The organism is Vibrio sp. V15_P4S5T153, assembly GCF_963874485.1.
Taxonomy (GTDB): Bacteria; Pseudomonadota; Gammaproteobacteria; order Enterobacterales; family Vibrionaceae; genus Vibrio; species Vibrio anguillarum.
In genome coordinates this window covers 723,683-744,911 of record NZ_CAWNHR010000011.1, presented here as the reverse complement: position 1 = coordinate 744,911, position 21,229 = coordinate 723,683, and the positions used below count along the sequence as shown (strand labels likewise).

The window sequence follows — 21,229 nt, the reverse complement described above, 5'->3', positions numbered from 1 at the left end:
CCAAACACTTTAATAGCCGCCGTTAAAGTTATTTGGGCATTATTCACTTATCTCAGTTTTGCTAGCACTATTTTCTGATCTAATTCGTTGTGATAGTCTTTATAATCTAAACCTACTTCAAAGATGAATTCTGTCACTAAAGTGCGAACACAATCTACCAGCTCTTTCGCATTCCATGGTTTCTCAAAATACCTATTTACACCTGCAGTGTTAATCGCATTGATCGTATCTGTGTGTGTTGCTTGCCCTGTTAACAGAATTTTCTTTGTTTTCTTAAATCTGGAATCTGCTGCGACCTCGGTTAATAATTCGACTCCTGTCTTTCCTGGCATCACATGATCTGACATCAGCAGCGCAATATGCTCACCTTGTTCGTCAAACTCATCCATTAGATCCAATACTTCATAAGCCGATTCACAATCTTCAATATTCAGCCAAGAAGTGAGTGGTTGAAGATCTTGCAGTATCGCACTTAATACTTCCCTTTGATCATCGACACAAATGATATTAAGCTTCTCCATAATCGCTCTCCGTGGGTAATTTAATTCTAAATATTGTTCTTTCATTGTCACTTTTGAGTACGACATTTCCACCATACCCAGAAACAATGCGTTTCACTATTGATAACCCTAGTCCCAAACCAAACGACAACCCTCCTTTTTTGGTGGTGAAGCTTGGTTGGAATATTTTCCGTCTAGTGGCTTCGTTAATTTCAGGACCGTTATTAGCAATGGTTACCAATATACGTTGTTTACTTAATTTGGTTTGTATCTCTATCATTGGCTCTGCTATGTTAGCCATCGCATCACAGGCATTTTTGATGATGTTTACCCAAATTTGTACCAGCTCTGTCTGAGATCCTTTAAATAAGGGTAATGCAGCAGGCCTAATACGGACACTGACACGTCGTAAATCACTCTGTAATAGTGCCAATGCTCGATTGATCGTATCGTTAATATCGAACTCTTCATCTTGAGTAATTTCAGTTCGGCCCAGTTGTTTTACTGATTTAACAATGCCAACAGTATGTTTAGAGGCCAAACGTAAATCATGCAAGTCACGGCCCATTTGCCAATAACGGATAGCTAAATGTGGATTTTTCAGCCAGTGCGAAGATAAGTAGTCTTCTGGAACCGCTTTTGCTAAATCTCTTGCCACATTTTTAGGCAGGGCGTATTGCTTTTCGAAAAGAGCACCTCGCCTTCTAGCTTCGTTTGACGATACTTTCTGACCATACATCAAGCCAAAATCGAAAAAGAGGCTCGCTTCAGGATGAACCTCTTCGAGCAGCTCCATAAACAGTACTTCTAATCGCTCAGATTTGCTACTCACTACCCCGATGGCATTGTTCAATTCATGGGCAATGCCCGCCGCTAACTGGCCCAAGGTCGTCATTTGCTCAGCCGAATATAACCTTTCTAATGCTTTTTCTTTTGCCACTGATTCTTGAGTTGCGCGTCGTTGACGGCGGGATAATTCATTCACAATAACGGGGGTAAACTGGGCGGTTAAAGGTCCATATTGATCTTCTTCTAAGACGGCCGTAGTTCGGTCGATCCAGGCAAGCTCTACCGTAGATTCAGCCACCACTGTTGAAGAAGCTATCCATTCACCAGAAAAAAAACTGTGTACGCCAATAAAAGCACCCGCACCGGCTGAAAAAACTTTTATCGGTTTATCGCCTTTTTCATTGTAATAGCCACTCAATTCTCCCGACCATACGAAATAGAGTCGATCATTATAACCTTCTTGCTCAATGACAATACTTCCCGAAGGCAGTTTCACCATCCGTTCAGGATGGCGAAAATAACGATCAATGAGTGCAACAAGTCTTTTATCCGACATAATGCTACCTAACCGATATGACCAACCGCATGAAGTAACCAAACCATAACAAAACTGAGCAGCACCCCAATCACACCGAGGACAACCCCTACTTTAGCCATTTGGTTACTTTGAACGTGCCCGGTAGCATGCGCCAACGCATTAGGTGGTGTACTGATAGGTAATGACATACCAAGTGATGCAGCAAAGGTAACCACGAGAATCAACGTAATTTCTCCACCTAATGGAGTAAGCGAAGTCATTGAAGCGCCAAGCGCGGCCATAATCGGCATTAATAAGTTCGCGGTGGCGGTATGTGACATAAAATTGGCCATAATGAGGCACAAAAATGCCGCACCAAATAAAACAACGTAAGGTGAATACTGTGCAAAAGGAATGCTGTTCACCACTAGTTGCGCTAACCCCGTTTTGTCTAATGCAAGTCCTAGCGCAATACCACCAGACACTAACCACAGCACATCCCAAGAAATTTTCTTTAGATCTTCTTTGTTGATGATGCCAGTAAGAGAAAAGACAGCCACAGGTATCAGTGCAACAGTATAAGAGTTCATACCATGGGTTGAGCCCATCAACCAAAGAAGAATGGTCAGAGCAAAGGTGACATACACAATAATGGCTTTTGGTGTTTTTAAAAATTTACCTTTAATGGTCAATTCAATTTTTTGTTGCTCTGCTTTAAACATGGCGCTAATCAATACCCATGCGAGTGCCATCATTATGATCACAAACGGCACCCCAAAGGCCATCCATTCACCAAAGGTAATTAAATTTTCACCGACCAGATATTTCAATGCGATCGCATTGGGAGGAGTACCTATTGGCGTACCTATACCGCCAATATTAGCGGCGACCGGAATACACAAAGCAAAAGCAATTCGCCCTGGATCTTTTGGGCCAAACACTGCGATGACTGGCGTTAAGATGGAAAGCATCATCGCTGTTGTTGCGGTATTGGACATAAACATCGAGAAGATACCAGTAATTAACATCAAGCCTAACATGACATACTTGGGATTCTGGCCAAATGGTTTGAGCAGCACTCGTGCAAGGTTGACATCCAAGCGATACTTAGTGGCGGCCATGGCTAAGAAAAAGCCACCCAAAAACAACATAATAATTGGGCTGGCAAACGTCGCCATGATATCAGTATGTTTTAGCAAGCCACCAAAATGAGCTTCTCCCTCAGCAAGCCTCATAAACCAGATACCTTTATCCGATACCATTAGGAGCTCTAGCACGATCACGACTACCGATGTGGCATAGATTGGGATCGGTTCAAATACCCAACAAAGAGCGGCGAGCAAAAAGATGGCAATCACTCGCTGCTGTATTACGGTCATCCCTTCAAAAGGGAAAGCGGTCATAGGCAACAATAAAATAAGTAATGGAACTAAAATAGGGATGATAAATTTTAAGTAAGGACGCACCATATAAACTCTTCCTGAGTACTCATAGAAACGATAATTAGAGGTGTACTTGAATCTCGAACAACGTTGCCATTATGTTACAGTTACTCAGCAAAAAGTTTGGTGTTAGATCAATGAACAACGATTACCACTAAGGCAAATACTCAGAATGAGGGGTCGCTTGCAAATCCTCTCACCACTCTTAGGTGTTAAACCAATAATCAACCACCCTCACATCATTAAAATTAATCAATCGTTTTATCTTTGCACAATCAAACATCTGCTACTTTAATAGTATAGGTATCGTCAATTTATAGATAACATGATAATATCCGCGACCAATTAGGATGTAGATCACATTGTCGGTAAATGGATGTTGTTCGCTCAAGCGACTTTTGACAAAAACAATCAAAGGTAACTCATTCATGTTTTTAAAAAATCTATCCATCAGACAGAAAATTGCAGGCTCATTTAGCCTCATCGCTTTAATCAACATCCTCTTCGCTTGGTTTTTATATAGCGAACTCCAAGAAGTCAAAAGTCAGTTGGTGAATTTTGCCGACGATACACTGCCTGCACTACAACACGTAGATTCAATGGGAGATAAACTCTCCTATTGGCGTCGTACGCAGTTTGCTTCCTTGCTCACCGATGATATAAACGAAGTGAAACAACGCCTAGTGACTAGCCGTCAATTACAACAAGAGGTTGATGCAGGTTTAAAACAGTATGGAAAAAGTGTTTGGCCAGGAGAAGAGGAGCAAACATTCAAGAGTTTGATGGCTAATTGGGATAGTTACACAACGATCATGACTCAGTTTAATCAGGCTTTAGCGAACAATGACAAAAATAGTGCGCATAAACTGCTAAACCAATCTCTCGATAATTTTCGTCATATTGAAGCCGACATAAAAACGCTGATTGGCATCTTGCAAAAAGCAATGGATGGCAACAAAAGCTATATTCTTAAAGCAGTTGACACACTGAACACTTCATCAAGTATCAGTAATGTTTCCATTATCGTCGTCATGGTCATTATCACCCTCTTCTTGACTCGCATAATTTGTGGACCTTTACGATTAGTTGTTGACCAAGCAAACGCGATTGCAGAAGGTAACTTAGCAAAACAGATCGATCGTAATGCTATTGGCAATGACGAATTAGGTGAACTTGCCGATGCCTCACAAAAGATGCAGAACAATTTACGTCAACTGATCGAAGAGATCATCTCCGCTGTAACACAACTAAGCAGTGCTGTGGAAGAGATGAGTCAAATCTCCAATATCTCAGCTCAAGGTATGAAAGAGCAGCAATATCAGATCACACAAGTCGCAACAGCGATGACGCAAATGAAAGCCGCAGTGGCCGATGTAGCACGCAACACGGAAGACTCAGCATCACAAGCAAGTAGTGCCAACACTAAAGCCAAAGAGGGTGCGACAGACAATGCCGCGATGGTGAGCTCCATTCAACAAGTGGCTACAATTATTGGTCAGGCTGGCGAAACCGTTGCAAATTTAGAACAACAATCCACACAAATTAACGTGGTACTTGACGTTATTCGTAACATCGCTGAGCAAACAAACCTATTGGCACTGAACGCTGCGATTGAAGCAGCCCGCGCTGGTGAATCTGGTCGAGGCTTTGCTGTTGTTGCCGATGAAGTGCGCACCCTTGCGGGAAGAACTCAAGCTTCAACTGGTGAAATCACAACCATTATTGAAAAATTACAAACCATGGCAGGCGAAGCAAAAGAAGCAACCGAACGTTCGCGCGTCAGCATTGACTCTTGCGTCGTTCAAGGAACTCACTCGCAGCAATTGATGGTTTCAATTGAAAACTCAGTAGCTCAAATTGCGGATATGGGAACACAAATCGCCAGTGCTTGTAGTGAACAAGATTCCGTTGCCGATGAACTAAGCCGCAACATTGAAAATATCCATACGGCTTCACAAGAAGTCGCGCAGGGTTCAGAACAAACGGCGCAAGCTTGCCACGAACTCAGTCAATTATCGGTCACATTGCAAGACGCAATGGGGCGTTTCAAACTTAACTAAAATAGAGTCAGCCCCTAACGGGGCTTTCTTGTTTTTACTTACCTAGGAGATAGAATGAATTTCAAAGCCTCTTTTCTTACACTGTCAATTGCCATGGCTTTACCCTCTTTTTCAGCGACTTCTGCACCTTTAAGCCTTAACGTCAGTGAGCCTTCTATACAAGAAATTCAGCAATCCAATACTTGGCTTGAGATCGATCTTGGCCAATTCAAACAAAATATTGAGCAGTTTAAGAGCCACATCAACAGCCAAACTAAAATTTGCGCCGTGATGAAGGCAGATGCTTACGGCAACGGTATTCGCGGTTTAATGCCAACTATTCTCGCGCAAGGGATCCCTTGTATCGCAATTACCAGTAATGCAGAGGCTAGAGCCGTACGTGAGAGCGGGTTTAAAGGCCAATTGATGCGTGTTCGCTCTGCGAGCATTGATGAAATCGCACAAAGTGTCGAGTTAGATATCGAAGAGCTCATCGGTAGTAAAATACAAGCTGAGCAACTCGCTCAGCTAAACCAGCAAAAAGGTAAAACGATAAGAGTACATTTGGCATTAAATGATGGCGGTATGGGACGCAATGGTATCGATATGTCAACCGATGCAGGAAAACAAGAATCGATTGCGATTGCTACTCAAAGTGGCATACAAATTGTTGGGATAATGACGCATTTCCCCAATTACAACCCAGACGAAATCCGCAGCAAGTTGGCCAGTTTTAATACCAATTCAGCTTGGTTGATTCAGCAAGCAAACCTAAAACGCGATGAACTGATTTTGCATGTTGCCAACTCCTACACTGCTCTCAATGTACCGGAAGCACAACTTGATATGGTACGTCCTGGCGGCGTCCTATATGGCGACTTACCAACTAACCCGGAATATCCGTCAATCGTCTCATTCAAAACACGTATTGCGTCATTGCATCATCTTCCTAAAGGAAGCACCGTTGGCTATGACAGTACATACCGCGTAACCAAAGAGAGTGTTTTGGCAAATCTGCCTGTTGGCTATTCAGATGGTTACCCAAGAAAAATGGGCAATCGCGGTGACGTATTGATTAACGGTCAACGAGCAAAGGTGGTTGGAGTAACTTCAATGAACACCACATTGGTTGACGTAACCGATGTGAAAGGCGTCCTTCCTAATCAGGAAGTCACCTTGTTTGGCGCGCAAAAGCAAGGCCGAATCACTGTCAGTGAGCTGGAAGAAAATGCAGAGCTCATATTCCCTGAACTGTATACGATTTGGGGAACGGCAAACCCTCGTTTCTACATCCACTAAGCCAAGCCCACTTATTTATCTTTTGGTCCGTGAGTGTTTTGCACTCACGGTATCCCCTTTTAATTCACCGCTCGTTGTTCCTATTAACCCCTTTATTTTTCAGGCATAATCGGCCCGTTCCTCTTATTTCATATGGATGCGCATGCGACCGATTAAATCCCCTATATTCTTGGCTGTGTTAACTCTACTCTTGGCCATGACCACCATTCAATCTGGCGCGTCACTAGCCAAGCAGCTATTTCCTATTGTTGGTCCAGGTGGAACAATTGCACTGCGCGTTGGTCTCTCTGCATTAATACTGTTAATGATTTTTCGCCCATGGCAGTTACGACTTTCTCTTTCACAATGGCGCTCAATGATCATTTACGGAGCAAGCCTAGGTGGCATGCAACTGATGTTCTATTTTGCTATTGAACGAATTCCTCTTGGTATTGGGGTTGCGTTGGAGTTTTCTGGGCCATTACTCATTGCATTTCTCTCATCTAAACGCAAAAAAGATCTGATTTGGGTTGCGCTTGCTATTTTGGGCATTGTTTTTTTATTGCCCGATCTAACGGGTGTCGATGCACTTGATCCGATTGGCGTTGCACTGGCTTTAGCGGCCGGCGGATGCTGGGCAGCCTACATATGGTTTGGTCAAAGGGCGGGGAGTGTCGGTTCTGGAGGCGCAACCGTTGCGATAGGGATGACGATTGCGGCCCTGTTTGCGTTTCCAATCGGCGTTGTATTATCAGAGGCGTCTATTTTTACGTGGTCAATACTGCCTATGGCGTTATCTGTCGCGATTCTTTCAAGCGCGGTACCTTATTGCCTAGAAATGTCGGCTTTAAAGCGTTTGTCTACGCAACACTTTAGTGTGTTAATGAGCTTAGAGCCCGCCATCGCCGCATTAGCTGGATTAATTATTCTTCAAGAACAATTAAGCTTAATGCAATGGATCGCCATTACGATGATCATCACGGCCTCAATGGGTAGCACGCTATCGGCGAAGAAATAAGGTGAACCGTTCAAAATAGTTCGGCACTACTATCCCCCTCTTCGTTTTCAATGAATACACCACTACGCAACAAGTCTTCATAACATTGTACTTGATTGCGGCCGTGGTTTTTGGCGAAGTAGAGTGCTTTGTCTGCTCTATCTAAAATCGTTGAGAGATATTCTCTTGGAGAGATAGAGCAGATACCAATGCTAAGCGTGATATGTTGAACCTGAGGAAAACGAAACTGCTCGATGTGCTGTCTAAACCTCTCGGTTCTGTTTAGCACCACCTCATACTCACTGGCAGGAAAAATAATGACGAACTCTTCTCCTCCAAACCGAAACAGTTGTTCTTGATTAAGAAAAAAATTCTGCATTTGCTGAGCCACCAAGAGCAAAACTTCATCGCCAATCAGATGGCCAAAATTATCATTGATCCGTTTAAAATGGTCGAGATCAATGATGGCAACCCAAGGCATCACTGAGCCTACTGTCGTCGTTTCAGGAAGCACATCAAAGCTAAGGCGCAACCTATCCTCTAACGTCCTTCGATTCAACAACCCTGTCAGCTTGTCACGCTCATTTTCATGCAATAATAAAACGTAATTTTGGTAAATTTTAACAAAGCCTTCAATAAGCATTCGATATTGTTTGGGCGGAACTTTTAGAATCAGAGACAACCTAGCAGAAAAACTATCGTTGATCGCAATAGGGTAAATGCAATGGTATCCGTTTGTACCTAAATCTTCTATTTTGGGCTCGATATCAGAATGGTTATGTTCATAACTTGGAACCGTCTCGCCCTCATATTCCCAGTTAATTTCAAATTTTCCAGGTATACGGCTACAGATAGTAGCTTTTGCAATGACATAGGAATGAGGTCCAATATAATGTTCTAAGCAGGCCGATTTCAGAGGCAACATCTCGACTAGAGCGCTGATGACACAATAACCCAATGACACCGCATTTTTCTGCCCCGTAATTTCAACAACAGATTGGAGAATTTTATCGTCCATGCGCCCTCCCGAACATCTCTTATGATCAGTATAGGAAAGAATGGATAGCGTGATGTTATAAAGTTTGTATCAATTAAATAACTCTCGAGTACTGTAGAACGAATAAAAAGCAGCCTAAGCTGCTTTTTATTCGTTTATTCGTTACTTTCTATTACCCAATTTGACTTTGCCATTTGAACCAAACCATAACGCTTGAGCACGGCGACGCCCCAATAAGATTGGTCCATCATCGTAAAATAAGAAATTTTTCCAGTATTTTTTAAATACCGACCATTGGGTTTCGATAATATTGTACTTTTCATAACAAAAATAAACGGTCACGTCATTTTGCCAATCAATATGGGCCAAAATATCAACGGGTAATGATTCATCGTCACTTTCCCATTCTTTCATCCAACTGATTTCATTGATCCAACTGCCTGCTTTACGAGGCCAATCTTGAGAACTTAACCTCTCTGAATCTGGGCTTTGAGCACTGATATTTTCCAGCCAAAACTGAGCCGCTCTGGCTTGAGACATGGGTTTAATATGCACCAGATCTTGCTCAGGAACTGGCATTGATTGGTGAGTGAAAATCCATTTTCTTTGGTATTGATCCAAAGGCAAATACGACATTGAATTTCCTTAATGTTTTAGCTGACTTGTGAATATAGCCGCTTTACTTTTAAAACGATAACCCATTAGCTTGGGCGCCAATCAGCATTAACCAATGCTGTTAGGTTGTGATCTTCCCATTGGCCATCAATGAGCAAATAATTTTTAGCGTGACCTTCGGCCTGAAAGCCCATTTTCATCAACACCGCTTCACTGCGTTTGTTGATTGGCATATAACCAGCCATGATACGGTGTAGGTTTTGTACCTTAAACATGTAGTGGCACGCCATTTTTAATGCACGGCCCATGATGCCTTTACCTTGTGCATTCTTCGCTAACGAATAGCCGAGATTACAAGCATAAAATGGAAAGCGTGAGAGGTTACTAAACGAAATGGTGCCAAGCATGTCACCACTGTTAATATCGATGATGAGCAAATAATAGCCTAATTGCATTTTATGCAGCTCACCAAGTTTAATCAGCCGCTGTGCCCAACCGTGAGCCTCAAAAAACGCCGCTTCTCGCTTAGGTTCCCAAGGCCGTAAATGTTCACGATTACTCGTAAAATAGGCGGCGATCATCTCCGCATCTTCAAGTTTTGCGGTTCGCACTAAAATATCATTGTCCACTTCATACACTTGGGACAAGGTGCTGCATGACTGCATCAATTTTTCCTAATTCCGTAGTCGCGTAGCTTATTGGCGATAGAGGTGTGTGATACGTTTAAACGCTTAGCCAACTTACGGCTTGAAGGGAAAGACTGATATAAACGTTCCAAAATTTGAGATTCATACTCTTTCATGATGTCATCTAATGAGCCATCAAGATTGACATGGGTATTGCCAGTATGAACGGTTTCAAGCTGCGGCAGATGGAAGAGGTCCACTGTTAACTGATTATCAGACATCTCCGTTAGCGCCCTGAGCACCATGTTGTCCAACTGTCGTACGTTGCCTGGCCATTGGTAATGAGAGAGCTGATCCGCCAAATCTTCCGCTAGTAGTGGTTTGACCATACCCATTTTCTTAATGTGTTTCGCCACGAACAGCTCAAGCAATGGCTGAATGTCGTTAGACCGCTCACGCAAAGTAGGAATACGGAGAGTTAACACATTCAGACGATAAAAAAGATCTTCACGAAATGCGCCTGATTCGGCTAAATCTGCCAACTTGTGACGCGTCGAGGCAATCACACGAACATTAACATGAACTTCATGCTCCTCACCAACGCGGCGGAATGTACCATCTTGCAAGAAGCGCAGTAGTTTAATTTGTAAATGAGGGCTCATCTCCCCGATTTCATCGAGAAAAACGGTGCCGCCATTCGCCTGTTCAAAAATACCTTTATGGCCTTGTTGATGATTAAATGACCCTGGCGCATGACCAAACAACTCCGTTTCCGCAACATCATCCGGCATTGAAGCACAACTCAGAACTAAGAAAGGAAAGGAGGCACGGTGAGAGCGATTATGACAAGCCTTGGCCAACATCTCTTTACCCGTTCCGGTTTCGCCTTCTATAAGCAAAGGTTGATCAAGCATTGACAGCTTCTTAGCTTGGCTAATGAGCGCTTTATGGCGGTTAGAAACTCCGACAAAATGTTCAAAACCAAGGTTATTGTGTAAGGGCAAAGCATCATCGACGACGCCGCTAGGGCTTTTAGAACGAATCATCATCATGGTACTCGCCAAGGTGGATTCTTTCGACTCACCCGTAATATAAACAGGCATCATCTCCATCAGATAATCGAGACCATCGTGCACGATCTCCTCACGTTGTCGTGCTTTGTTGCCTTCAAGCCAGCGTGATAGGTTAAAGAAAGGTAATAATGCAGAAATCGGCTGCCCTATCACCTCTTTCTCTGTTTTGTTAAACAGCGATAACGCTGAATAGTTTGCCATATCAACAAACCCTTTCAGATCAATCGCCAGCACCGCATCAGGCACGTTGTTGAGTAATGAAATTAACTCGGTGTTATGCCGCTCCATGGGCATGAATTGAATTTTCCGAACATCTTTTACGCCAGAAATTCGGCGAATTTCAGCCATCAATTCACTGAATGTTTCAAAATCAATGTCAGGGCAGTTGAGGTAAATAATGCCGATGACATCGATTTCAATCCCACGTAAATCAATGTTTCTCGATGCAAGAATATCGAGCAGTTCTCGGGTTAGGCCGAGTCTATCTTCACAAGAGACTTCAAGACGCACTTAAAAATCCTAATAAAAAGTGTCAGGAAAAGTTGACAGTAGTTTCTATCAAGCCTTGTATGGCGTCAAGTTATCTCATGTTTTGAGGTTCACATTCGGGCATATTATTTGATAAATGTTGCTTATTTCACCGTAAGCGCGGCGATTCTTGCGACGATCTGTTTGCGAATCGCCCCTAATTTTACTTTTCTGTCTGGCTGCCATGTCATCGGCCTGAGCAGTGCCATGGCTTTCAAACCAAGACGAGCGGTCAATATTCCCACTCCTAAACCTTGCCCTGCCCGCGCGGATACTTTTCCGGCTAAATCCATAGACAGGAGATCCATGCTGGCGTCGATGGCGAGTTCGCTGGCACCTGCCGCAGCCATATTAATCAATACGGACTTAAATAAAGAGAGACGAGACCAGTAACCCAATGGCACTCCATACAGTTTTGCCAGTTGATCAATCATAGTGAAATTACGCCATGCCACTAACAACATATCTGCGATGGCTAAAGGGCTAATTGCCACTAGTGCTGCCGCTTCTGTTGAATATTGTGAGACGATTTTGGTTGCTTGTTTATCTTGTTCACTCACCACCATAGCATCGTACATATCGAGTATTTCAGCATCGCTGTGTGAAGCATTAACGCTGTTTAACCAACGATCATAGGCTGGGCTTTCGGTTTTTATGCCACTTTGTTTAGCTAGAGCTTGGCAGAACGCGAGCCCATGGCCAACGCTGTCGGTTTGCATAAGCTGTTCGCTTTGCTCTTGAATACTAAAATGATGGCGAAGTGCTCGTAACTTCCACAACTCTTTGATTAAGGTACTTAAGCCTAACGATGCCAAACCAGCAATAAATCCCGCCCAGCCTAATGCTAACCAGTCCGCTGATTGAATCGCCGTGATAACTGAATCGATAGCTTGCCAACCGATTAAACCTGCAAAGCTTATAACTAATGCCGCAGCTCGCCATTTCCGACCTTGTGGTGGGCGAATAATTTGCTCTAACTCTTTTTCCGCAGCACTCTCTTCATTGCTGATCGGCATTGGAATGAAGGCTTCATTATTTTGAAACTGCTGTTGAGCCGTAAGCTCTGGCGTACTCTTCTGTTGTGGTTCTAATCTTTGATTAAAGATTTGCTTGGTTTTTAAATCACTCATTTCAGCTTATCTCCAATTAAATATTCCAACGCTTTATCTAAACGGATATGAGGGCAAGGTTCATCACAGCTAAATGCTCTTGGTTTAAAACTGGTGAATTCAAACCCTTGATGCTGCCAATACTCTTTGTTAGGTAACTTTTTCGGCACATCGCCGGGAAAAATGGTCAAAGTTTCGCCATCGAGAGTCACGCCTTGTAAGGCTGGAATGGTGCGCTCACCGCTATCAATAAAACCCGCTTGTGTGGCCTGTATCGATGCCATACTGATGCAACTCATCTCAATATTCTCATAGGCGGCGCTTTGCCAAGCAGGATGAACCATCTGCTGCAGTAACGACACCAAATGCGGGTGTTGTTCAGGGGTGACATGATCCGCTTTGGTTGCGGCAAACAGCACTTTGTCTATCTTGGGTGCAAACAGACGCTTGAGTAAGCCATTACGACCATAACGAAAGCTATGCATAATCTGCTCAAGCGCACGACGCATATCCAAAAAGGAGCCGTAGCCATCATTGAGTGGAGATAAGCAATCGACTAACACAATCTGCCGATCAAACGTGGCAAAATAATTTTTGTAAAAAGCTTTCACAACCTTGTTTTGGTATTCTTCATAGCGTGCTTTTAACATGCTGTAATTACTATTGGGAGCCGGCTTCTCTTCACCGTACGGATTACGGCATGGAAAAAACTGCAGTACAGGCGCACCTTCTAGCTCTCCCGGCAACACAAAACGCCCCGGTTGCACCCAATGCAAACCGGCATTTTTACACGCGTGCAAATACTCCGTAAACAGCATCGACAGTGAAGCTAGCTTTTGCTCATTGGCGTCTTGTGTTACATCGAGTTTAGCTAACCCCTCAAGCCACGGCTCGGCTAATGAGGAACGTAGTTCACTTAGCGCTGAAAACTGCTGTTCTGACCACTGTTCATAGGTCATTTCGAGCAGAGGCAGATCCAACAGCCATTCCCCCGGATAATCGATGATATCGAGATAAAGTGTGGCCGTGTGACCAAATAATTTTTTACTGCGCTTTTTAGGTTTGTATTTGATCGCTAGGCGAATCTCGCTGACGTCACGAGTGGGCACAGGCCAATGTGGCGGTTCGCTGTGTAACTGTGACATCGCTTCATCGTAAGCAAAGCGTGGAACCATTAAGTTAGTTTGAGGGACACGTTTTGCACCCACAATACGTCGGTCACGCGTTGCGGAAAATAGCGGTAAATTATCATGGGTAGAGGTGTGCAGTAATTGGTTCACTAAGGAGGTAATAAAAGCCGTTTTCCCCGCTCGCGATAGCCCCGTGACAGCAATTCGAACGTGCGAATCTAATCCACGGTTAATTAAATCAGTCATTTCTCGACGAATGTGCTTCATTCACTCACTCCACTTCATTTGATGACGCTACTTTATGTGTATTCACCTTAATCAGAGATGAACAAAAAGCCCCTGACAAGAATCAGAGGCTTAGGCTTTTTTGGCCAAAAAATTCGCTGTTCTGTGTTGAGCCGCTCACATCGGCTCAATCATCTTCTATTAATTTATAAATCACAAACAATGCAGCCTCAAGCATCACCCATAACACGCAGGTGATTGTGACGTACTTATCATCGAAGATACTGATGCCATGTAGAATAAGGTCATAGCCGAGGAAAACCCCAACCACAATAGCGATAATAATTTGTAATATTTTAATAAAACGAGGCATCTACCCTCCTAGTTTTGCAAATGAGCATTTCAATTATCTACTGATTTATAGACGATAACTGCAGCCTAAGCTGCAGTTATCGTGAGAACGCGATGAGATCAGATTAAGCTTTCTTTTGAGCTTCGGCAATCTTCACTTTCCATGTGTCCGGGCCTATTTGGTGAGCATTCGCGCCACGCGAGTCCACCGCAACCGTGACTGGCATGTCTTCAACTTCGAATTCATAAATGGCTTCCATACCTAAATCTTCGAATGCCACCACGCGTGCTTTCTTAATCGCTTTCGCCACTAAGTAAGCCGCGCCACCCACCGCCATCAAGTAGACCGCTTTGTGGTTTTTGATTGACTCCACCGTCGCAGGGCCACGCTCTGCTTTGCCTATCATCCCCATAATGCCCGTTTCATCAAGCATCATGTCGGTAAATTTGTCCATGCGAGTCGATGTGGTCGGGCCTGCTGGACCAACAACTTCATCACCCACCGCATCAACGGGGCCAACGTAATAGATAAATTTACCTTTAAGATCGACACCTTTAGGCAGCCCTTCGCCATTTTGCAACATTGCTTGGAGTCGTTTATGTGCGGCATCGCGGCCGGTTAAAATCTTACCGGAAAGAAGAAGTGTTTCACCGGTTTTCCACTCTTGAACCTCTTCTTTAGTGACCGCATCAAGGTTGACGCGGCGCGCGCTTGCTCCTGCGTCCCACACAATTTGTGGCCAATCTTCTAGCTTTGGTGGTGTAAGTTCAGCAGGGCCCGTGCCGTCTAGCGTAAAGTGAACATGGCGGGTTGCCGCGCAGTTAGGGATCATACAAACAGGTTTAGACGCGGCGTGAGTCGGCGCTGTTTTGATTTTTACATCCACAACGGTGGTTAAGCCACCAAGCCCTTGCGCACCAATGCCTAAACGATTCACGCGGTTAAAAATATCTAAACGCAGTTCTTCTTCCGCATTTTGTGGACCACGATCAATCAGTTCTTGAATATCGATATGCTCCATCAGTGATTCTTTAGCAAGCACAGCCGCCTTTTCCGCGGTGCCGCCAATACCAATGCCGAGCATACCCGGAGGACACCAACCCGCCCCCATCAAGGGTACGGTTTTTTCTACCCATTCAGCAATGTCATCGGAAGGATTGAGCATTACCATCTTGGTTTTGTTCTCACTGCCGCCGCCTTTGGCTGCGATTTGAATGTCGACTTTATTTCCTGGCACCATATTGATATGAACGACAGCAGGCGTATTGTCTTTAGTATTAATACGCTTACCAGCAGGATCCATTAATATAGAAGCGCGCAATGGGTTATCTGGATTGGTGTACGCTTGACGAACTCCTTCATCAATCATTTCTTGCACCGTGAGATCAGACTCCCATTGCACATTCATACCAATGTTGACAAAACAGGTTACGATGCCGGTATCTTGGCAAATGGGTCGATGCCCTTCTGCTGACATGCGCGAGTTAATGAGAATTTGTGCGATCGCATCTTTCGCAGCTTGACTCTCTTCTCGATGATAAGCCTTTTCTAGCGCTTGAATGAAATCTAGAGGGTGGTAGTAAGAGATATATTGAAGAGCGTCAGCGACACTGCTGATCACATCCTGCTTGCGAATTACCGTCATTGCGTGCCTCGTTATTGTTATGCTTCCCTTGACTGTTGCGTGTTCCTCATTCAATAAGCGGTAAGCTTCTCAGCAAAAAATCAACTTATTGATGTGATTCAATCAAGTAGCAGCTTTTAATTTGCATTTTATGATACTCTTGCTTTACTCAACACGCCATGCAGTGATCGGTCTCTTTGTCACAAATTACGCAAATGAACAACAACGAATTCAATCATATCCAAGTTAACGCACTGACTTACCATGTCGATCTCGCTCACCAATTGTTTTCTAAAATCGAAGACTGCCCGTGGGCTATGCTGCTGCGCTCCGCCTCTAAGACGCATATCGATAGCCGTTTTGATATTTTAGTCGCTGAACCACTGGTCACCTTAGTGACACAAGGGGATAAAACGACGGTATGCGAACCGCAGTCTCGTTATGATTCTCAGTTAGACCCATTCCAACTGCTCAAACAGTTGCAGCAGCAGTATTTACCCGATGTTCAAAGCGATATAGACCTTCCTTTCGTGGGCGGTGCACTCGGTTATTTTGCCTATGACTTAGGGCGGCAGATAGAACGAATTCCAACGCTCGCTGAGCACGATCTATCCACACCTGATATGGCGATTGGTCTCTATCAATGGGCTGTGGTCGTTGATCATTTGCACCAAGCCGCCTATGTGGTGGGCAATCATATTGATGAGGCATGGCAATGGCTCAACACTCAGAACCCCAAAAACAACGGCCATTTTGCATTACGCTCTGATTGGCAATCCAACATGAGTAAAGAGAGCTACCAACGGAAATTTGAGCAAATCCAGCACTATTTGCTCAATGGTGATTGTTATCAAATCAACCTTGCACAGCGTTTTCAAGCGCATTATGAAGGCAGTGAATGGCAAGCTTATCAAAAACTGGAAGCGTTTAATTGCGCACCATTTTCGGCTTTTATTCGCTTAGAGGAGTCAGCGATTTTGAGTGTCTCCCCCGAGCGTTTTATGCAGGTCAAACACAACATCATCGAAACTAAGCCGATAAAAGGCACCCGACCAAGAAGCGATAACCCCAGCATTGACGCCGCTAACGCGGCAGACCTTGCTTGCGCAGAAAAAGATCAAGCAGAAAACTTGATGATCGTTGACCTATTACGAAACGATGTTGGCCGTGTGGCAAAACCGGGGTCAGTACATGTGCCTAAGCTGTTCGATATTGAAAGTTTTCCTGCCGTGCATCACCTTGTGAGTACCATTCGCGCAGAACTTGATTCCGCCTATTGCGCGGCCGATCTATTAAGAGCCAGCTTCCCCGGAGGCTCAATTACTGGCGCACCAAAAGTACGTGCAATGGAAATTATTGAGGAGTTAGAGCCTCACCGCCGTAGCGCTTACTGTGGCAGCATCGCCTATATTAGCCGCCACGGGACAATGGACAGCAGTATTACTATCCGAACTTTGGTGGCAGAGAAGCAACAACTGCACGTTTGGGCTGGTGGCGGTATTGTTGCCGATAGTCAGTGTGAGCTTGAATATCAGGAGACACTGGATAAACTGAGCCGAATTTTACCTGTGCTCGAACAACCTCGTTAACCTTTCCAAGGTTTATTGAACTAGGCTAAAAAGAGGTAGACGCAAAATCCGAATAGGTAACGAAAATGAAGAGAAACAGCGTACAGACTGCGACCCCCTTGACAAAAGATCGGCTTATCCAGCGCTTTCAGTTGCAACAACCTGTGCCTTATCATGAAGAATCTATCCGTCGTGTGGCACACCTTGCTCCTCAAACCTTACGCAAGGCTTCAGTGTTAATTGGTTTTGTTGAGCGGAAGAATGGTTTAAATGTGGTATTAACCAAGAGAGCTGCGCACCTTAAACATCATCCGGGACAAATCAGTTTTCCTGGCGGGAAATATGAGGAAGTCGATGGCTCGCTGCAGATCACTGCGCTTCGTGAAGTAAGAGAAGAAATTGGAATTTTAGCAAACGACATTACTATTTTTGGGCAACTGCCTGAATTGGTTACCGTCAGTAAATTTGTAGTGACGCCCTTTCTTGCTTTTATCAACCCCAATTACAAGGCCATTATTGATACCAATGAAGTGGACGAAATATTTGAAGTTCCCGCCCACCATCTGTTTGATCGAAACAAACTCTATAGCGAATTATTTCAAGTAAAAAATCAACGACATCGCGTTTTCGCCATCCCTTATCAACATCATTTTATTTGGGGGATGACAGCGCAGATCATCCATGTTTTACAAAAACAAGTTATTCAACCTCATTAATATTCAAACTATCCAAACATAAGTTTAAATAACACGGATGATTATTTTTCCTTATCCCACCCAAAAGCAAACGTTTGGCATGAATAAATGTTAATCGAAGCATTATATTGATAACTTTTACTAATCCAAATCATTAACATTACTCACATGTAGCACGCCATTTTCGTGATCAAAAATGGGTTTTTGACATATCATTCAATAAGCCAGAACGTTACATGATTTAGATCTAGTTTTCGAATGAGAAAATTATGCAAAATGCGCTCGACTTATTTCCTGTTCCCAAAAATGAGTAATACAATATGAACACAACAACTTCGTCGGCATCTGCCGTACAATCCTCTAGCAAGTGGACTTATAAAGATTTCACTTGGTGTCTTTCACTTTTTGGTACAGCCGTTGGTGCCGGTGTACTTTTCCTTCCAATTAAAGCTGGTGCGGGTGGTTTTTGGCCATTAGTAATGTTAGCCCTAATTGCGGCGCCAATGACTTGGTTCGCACATAAAGGCTTAGCTCGCTTTGTTCTTTCTTCAAAAAATGTTGATTCTGATATTACTGACACAGTAGAAGAGCATTTTGGTAAAACTGGCGCAAACCTTATTACGTTCGCATACTTTTTCGCCATCTACCCTATCGTTCTTATCTACGGCGTTGGTATCACAAACACCGTTGATTCCTTCCTTGTTAACCAAGTTGGCATGGAATCGATTCCTCGTTGGTTACTTTCTGGTGCGCTGATTGTGGCAATGACGGCTGGCGTAGTATTTGGTAAAGAGCTGATGCTAAAAGCAACGTCTGCCATGGTGTATCCATTGGTTTTCATTTTATTAGCACTTTCTTTCTACCTTATTCCAGAGTGGAACACCTCTATGATTGAAGTCGCACCTGATTGGTCTGCGATGCCAACCATCGTTTGGCTTGCAATTCCTATCATCGTGTTTTCATTCAACCACAGCCCAATCATTAGCCAGTTCTCTAAAGAGCAACGCCTACAACATGGTGACAACGCGGTTAAGAAAACCGATATGATCACTGGTGGCTCGGCCATGATGCTGATGGGTTTTGTGATGTTCTTCGTGTTCTCTGTTGTGCTGTCTCTGTCGCCAGAGCAACTCGCGTTAGCAAAAGAGCAAAACATTTCTGTGCTTTCTTACCTAGCAAACATCCATGAATCACCAATCATCTCTTACATGGGTCCTCTTGTTGCCTTTGCAGCGATTACCTCTAGCTACTTTGGTCACTTTTTAGGGGCACATGAAGGCCTAGTTGGTTTGATTAAATCTCGCTCAAATAGCTCAGTAAGCAAGATTGAAAAAATGTCACTGATCTTCATCGTGTTGACAACTTGGATCGTAACGATTGTAAACCCAAGCATCCTAGGCATGATTGAAACCATGGGCGCACCTATGATTGCTGGCATCTTGTTCCTGCTGCCTGTATTTGCAATGCACAAGATCCCTGCAATGGCTAAGTTCAAGACTTCAGCACCAGTACAGATTTTCACAACTATCTGTGGTCTTGCTGCTATTACTTCTGTAATCTACGGCGCTCTTTAATCTGGTGGTTATATCAACCGTCATGAATACTGCATACAGAACATAACTATAATAATGAGCCTCCCTCTTAGCTAGGGGGGCTTACTTTTGAGGTAATCGATATGATTAGTGTATTTGATATCTATAAAATCGGTGTTGGTCCTTCAAGCTCACACACAGTGGGACCAATGAAAGCGGGTAAAGAGTTTATTGATGATTTACGTTCAATGGGAAAATTGCGCGACATCACTAAAATCACCGTGGACGTTTATGGTTCATTATCACTGACAGGGAAAGGTCACCACACAGATATCGCTATCATCATGGGTCTTGCTGGTAATACCCCTGAGAAAGTTGATATCGATGCTATTCCAGGCTTTATCGCACGCGTTGAAGAAACCGAGCGTCTTCCCGTTGGTATGCACTGTCATACCGTATCGTTTCCTAAAGAAGGTGGAATGAATTTCCACAAAACGAATTTGTCCTTGCACGAAAACGGCATGCAGATCCACGCGTGGATCGATGATGAAGTCGTTTACTCAAAAACCTACTACTCTATCGGCGGTGGTTTTATCGTTGATGAAGAGAACTTTGGTAAAGAAAAAGAGAACCCAATTAAAGTTCCTTATGTCTTCACTAGCGCTGACGAGATGATGAACCAATGCAAAGAGAGTGGTCTTTCCATCAGTACGCTGGTTATGGCTAACGAAAAAGCACTACATTCTGATGAAGAAGTTCGTACTTACTTTGCCAATATTTGGAAAACCATGCGCGAATGTATGGACCGCGGTATGAATACTGAAGGTATCTTACCAGGGCCTCTTCGTGTTCCACGCCGAGCAGCAGCACTTCGTCAACAATTAATGACCTCAGAAAAAACCACTAATGATCCAATGGCGGTCGTTGACTGGGTAAACATGTACGCTTTTGCAGTGAACGAAGAAAATGCCGCGGGTGGGCGTGTAGTGACGGCACCTACTAATGGCGCATGCGGTATTATTCCTGCAGTGTTAGCCTATTACGATAAATTCATTCAGACCGTTACTGAAAAAGACTATATCCGTTACTTTGCTGCCTCTGGCGCTATCGGTGGGCTTTACAAACGTAACGCTTCTATTTCTGGTGCGGAAGTGGGTTGTCAAGGTGAAGTAGGTGTTGCCTGTTCGATGGCAGCCGCGGGCCTTGCAGAACTGATGGGTGGAAGCCCTGAACAAGTTTGCATGGCCGCTGAAATTGCGATGGAACATAACTTGGGCTTAACCTGTGACCCTGTCGCGGGACAAGTACAAGTGCCTTGTATCGAGCGCAATGGTATTGCTGCAGTGAAAGCGATCAACGCAACGCGTATGGCGTTACGTCGCTCATCGGCACCTCGTGTTTCGCTCGATAAAGTGATCGAAACCATGCTTGAGACAGGTAAAGATATGAACGCCAAATATCGTGAAACGTCCCAAGGTGGTTTAGCGATTAAAGTCGTTTGCTAACGAACACCTATCTATTTAAAAACCTCGTTCATTAAAACTTAACGCCACTCGCTTAACAGCGAGTGGCGCATTTTACGACTTTACCTCA

General features: G+C 43.9%; 18 protein-coding genes. 7 read left to right on the top strand and 11 right to left on the bottom strand.

All coding sequences use genetic code 11. The features are described 5' to 3' along the window. Positions 1 to 47: 47 nt before the first annotated feature. Genes AACT42_RS05290 through AACT42_RS05280 form a run of 3 tightly spaced genes read right to left on the bottom strand, consistent with a single transcriptional unit; the run spans position 48 to position 3,272 of the window. A complete protein-coding gene (locus tag AACT42_RS05290; protein WP_010317964.1) occupies positions 48 to 521 on the bottom strand; it encodes a response regulator in 474 nt (157 codons plus the stop codon). Beyond that, a complete protein-coding gene (locus AACT42_RS05285; RefSeq protein ID WP_017044755.1) occupies positions 508 to 1,845 on the bottom strand; it encodes an ATP-binding protein in 1,338 nt (445 codons plus the stop codon). Before AACT42_RS05285 ends, AACT42_RS05290 begins: the two co-directional genes overlap by 14 nt. A gap of 8 nt (positions 1,846 to 1,853) precedes the next feature. After that, positions 1,854 to 3,272 (bottom strand): SLC13 family permease, encoded by a 1,419-nt coding sequence (locus AACT42_RS05280; protein WP_026028719.1) that lies wholly within the window; start codon positions 3,270 to 3,272, stop codon positions 1,854 to 1,856. A gap of 404 nt (positions 3,273 to 3,676) precedes the next feature. Here AACT42_RS05280 and AACT42_RS05275 point away from each other — a divergent pair, with 404 nt between their 5' ends. From AACT42_RS05275 to AACT42_RS05265, 3 genes are all read left to right on the top strand, one after another. Further along, positions 3,677 to 5,308 carry a methyl-accepting chemotaxis protein gene (locus AACT42_RS05275; protein WP_026028720.1) on the top strand — a complete coding sequence of 544 codons (1,632 nt, stop codon included), beginning with the start codon at positions 3,677 to 3,679 and terminating at the stop codon, positions 5,306 to 5,308. Positions 5,309 to 5,362: 54 nt separating this feature from the next. Then, positions 5,363 to 6,586, top strand: coding sequence for an alanine racemase (gene alr, locus AACT42_RS05270; protein ID WP_094131947.1), 1,224 nt, complete (start codon positions 5,363 to 5,365; stop codon positions 6,584 to 6,586). A 142-nt stretch (positions 6,587 to 6,728) separates the two neighbouring features. Next, positions 6,729 to 7,583: an EamA family transporter gene (locus AACT42_RS05265; RefSeq protein ID WP_094124802.1), complete on the top strand. Its 855-nt coding sequence runs from the start codon at positions 6,729 to 6,731 to the stop codon at positions 7,581 to 7,583. A gap of 10 nt (positions 7,584 to 7,593) precedes the next feature. Here AACT42_RS05265 and AACT42_RS05260 read toward each other — a convergent pair whose 3' ends face one another. From AACT42_RS05260 to AACT42_RS05225, 8 genes are all read right to left on the bottom strand, one after another. Continuing rightward, positions 7,594 to 8,580, bottom strand: coding sequence for a GGDEF domain-containing protein (locus AACT42_RS05260; RefSeq protein WP_094131948.1), 987 nt, complete (start codon positions 8,578 to 8,580; stop codon positions 7,594 to 7,596). A gap of 141 nt (positions 8,581 to 8,721) precedes the next feature. Further along, a complete protein-coding gene (locus AACT42_RS05255) occupies positions 8,722 to 9,195 on the bottom strand; it encodes a DUF2947 domain-containing protein (RefSeq protein ID WP_010320690.1) in 474 nt (157 codons plus the stop codon). A gap of 65 nt (positions 9,196 to 9,260) precedes the next feature. After that, positions 9,261 to 9,842, bottom strand: coding sequence for a ribosomal protein S5-alanine N-acetyltransferase (rimJ, locus tag AACT42_RS05250; protein WP_017043610.1), 582 nt, complete (start codon positions 9,840 to 9,842; stop codon positions 9,261 to 9,263). Next, entirely contained in the window at positions 9,839 to 11,383 is a 1,545-nt protein-coding gene (gene tyrR / locus AACT42_RS05245) for a transcriptional regulator TyrR (RefSeq protein ID WP_013856782.1), read from the bottom strand. The genes rimJ and tyrR overlap by 4 nt, the downstream gene beginning before the upstream one ends. Positions 11,384 to 11,505: 122 nt before the next feature. Beyond that, positions 11,506 to 12,531 (bottom strand): YcjF family protein, encoded by a 1,026-nt coding sequence (locus tag AACT42_RS05240; RefSeq protein ID WP_088732490.1) that lies wholly within the window; start codon positions 12,529 to 12,531, stop codon positions 11,506 to 11,508. Further along, a complete protein-coding gene (locus tag AACT42_RS05235; protein WP_094134090.1) occupies positions 12,528 to 13,907 on the bottom strand; it encodes a YcjX family protein in 1,380 nt (459 codons plus the stop codon). Before AACT42_RS05235 ends, AACT42_RS05240 begins: the two co-directional genes overlap by 4 nt. Positions 13,908 to 14,052: 145 nt before the next feature. After that, the gene (locus tag AACT42_RS05230) at positions 14,053 to 14,238 is read right to left on the bottom strand and encodes a hypothetical protein (protein ID WP_010320694.1); all 186 of its coding nucleotides are present in this window, start codon (positions 14,236 to 14,238) and stop codon (positions 14,053 to 14,055) included. 103 nt (positions 14,239 to 14,341) lie between these two features. Next, a complete protein-coding gene (locus tag AACT42_RS05225) occupies positions 14,342 to 15,862 on the bottom strand; it encodes a fumarate hydratase (RefSeq protein ID WP_010320695.1) in 1,521 nt (506 codons plus the stop codon). Positions 15,863 to 16,038: 176 nt separating this feature from the next. On the opposite strand from AACT42_RS05225, the gene pabB reads away from it, so the two are divergent. From pabB to AACT42_RS05205, 4 genes are all read left to right on the top strand, one after another. Beyond that, positions 16,039 to 17,430, top strand: a complete 1,392-nt coding sequence (pabB, locus tag AACT42_RS05220; RefSeq protein WP_094134089.1) for an aminodeoxychorismate synthase component I — start codon at positions 16,039 to 16,041, stop codon at positions 17,428 to 17,430. A gap of 65 nt (positions 17,431 to 17,495) precedes the next feature. Continuing rightward, a complete protein-coding gene (locus AACT42_RS05215; protein ID WP_017044764.1) occupies positions 17,496 to 18,125 on the top strand; it encodes a CoA pyrophosphatase in 630 nt (209 codons plus the stop codon). 299 nt (positions 18,126 to 18,424) lie between these two features. Further along, positions 18,425 to 19,678 (top strand): aromatic amino acid transport family protein, encoded by a 1,254-nt coding sequence (locus tag AACT42_RS05210; RefSeq protein WP_017047579.1) that lies wholly within the window; start codon positions 18,425 to 18,427, stop codon positions 19,676 to 19,678. Between the two features lie 101 nt (positions 19,679 to 19,779). Continuing rightward, positions 19,780 to 21,141: an L-serine ammonia-lyase gene (locus AACT42_RS05205; RefSeq protein ID WP_013856773.1), complete on the top strand. Its 1,362-nt coding sequence runs from the start codon at positions 19,780 to 19,782 to the stop codon at positions 21,139 to 21,141. Positions 21,142 to 21,229: the final 88 nt, after the last annotated feature.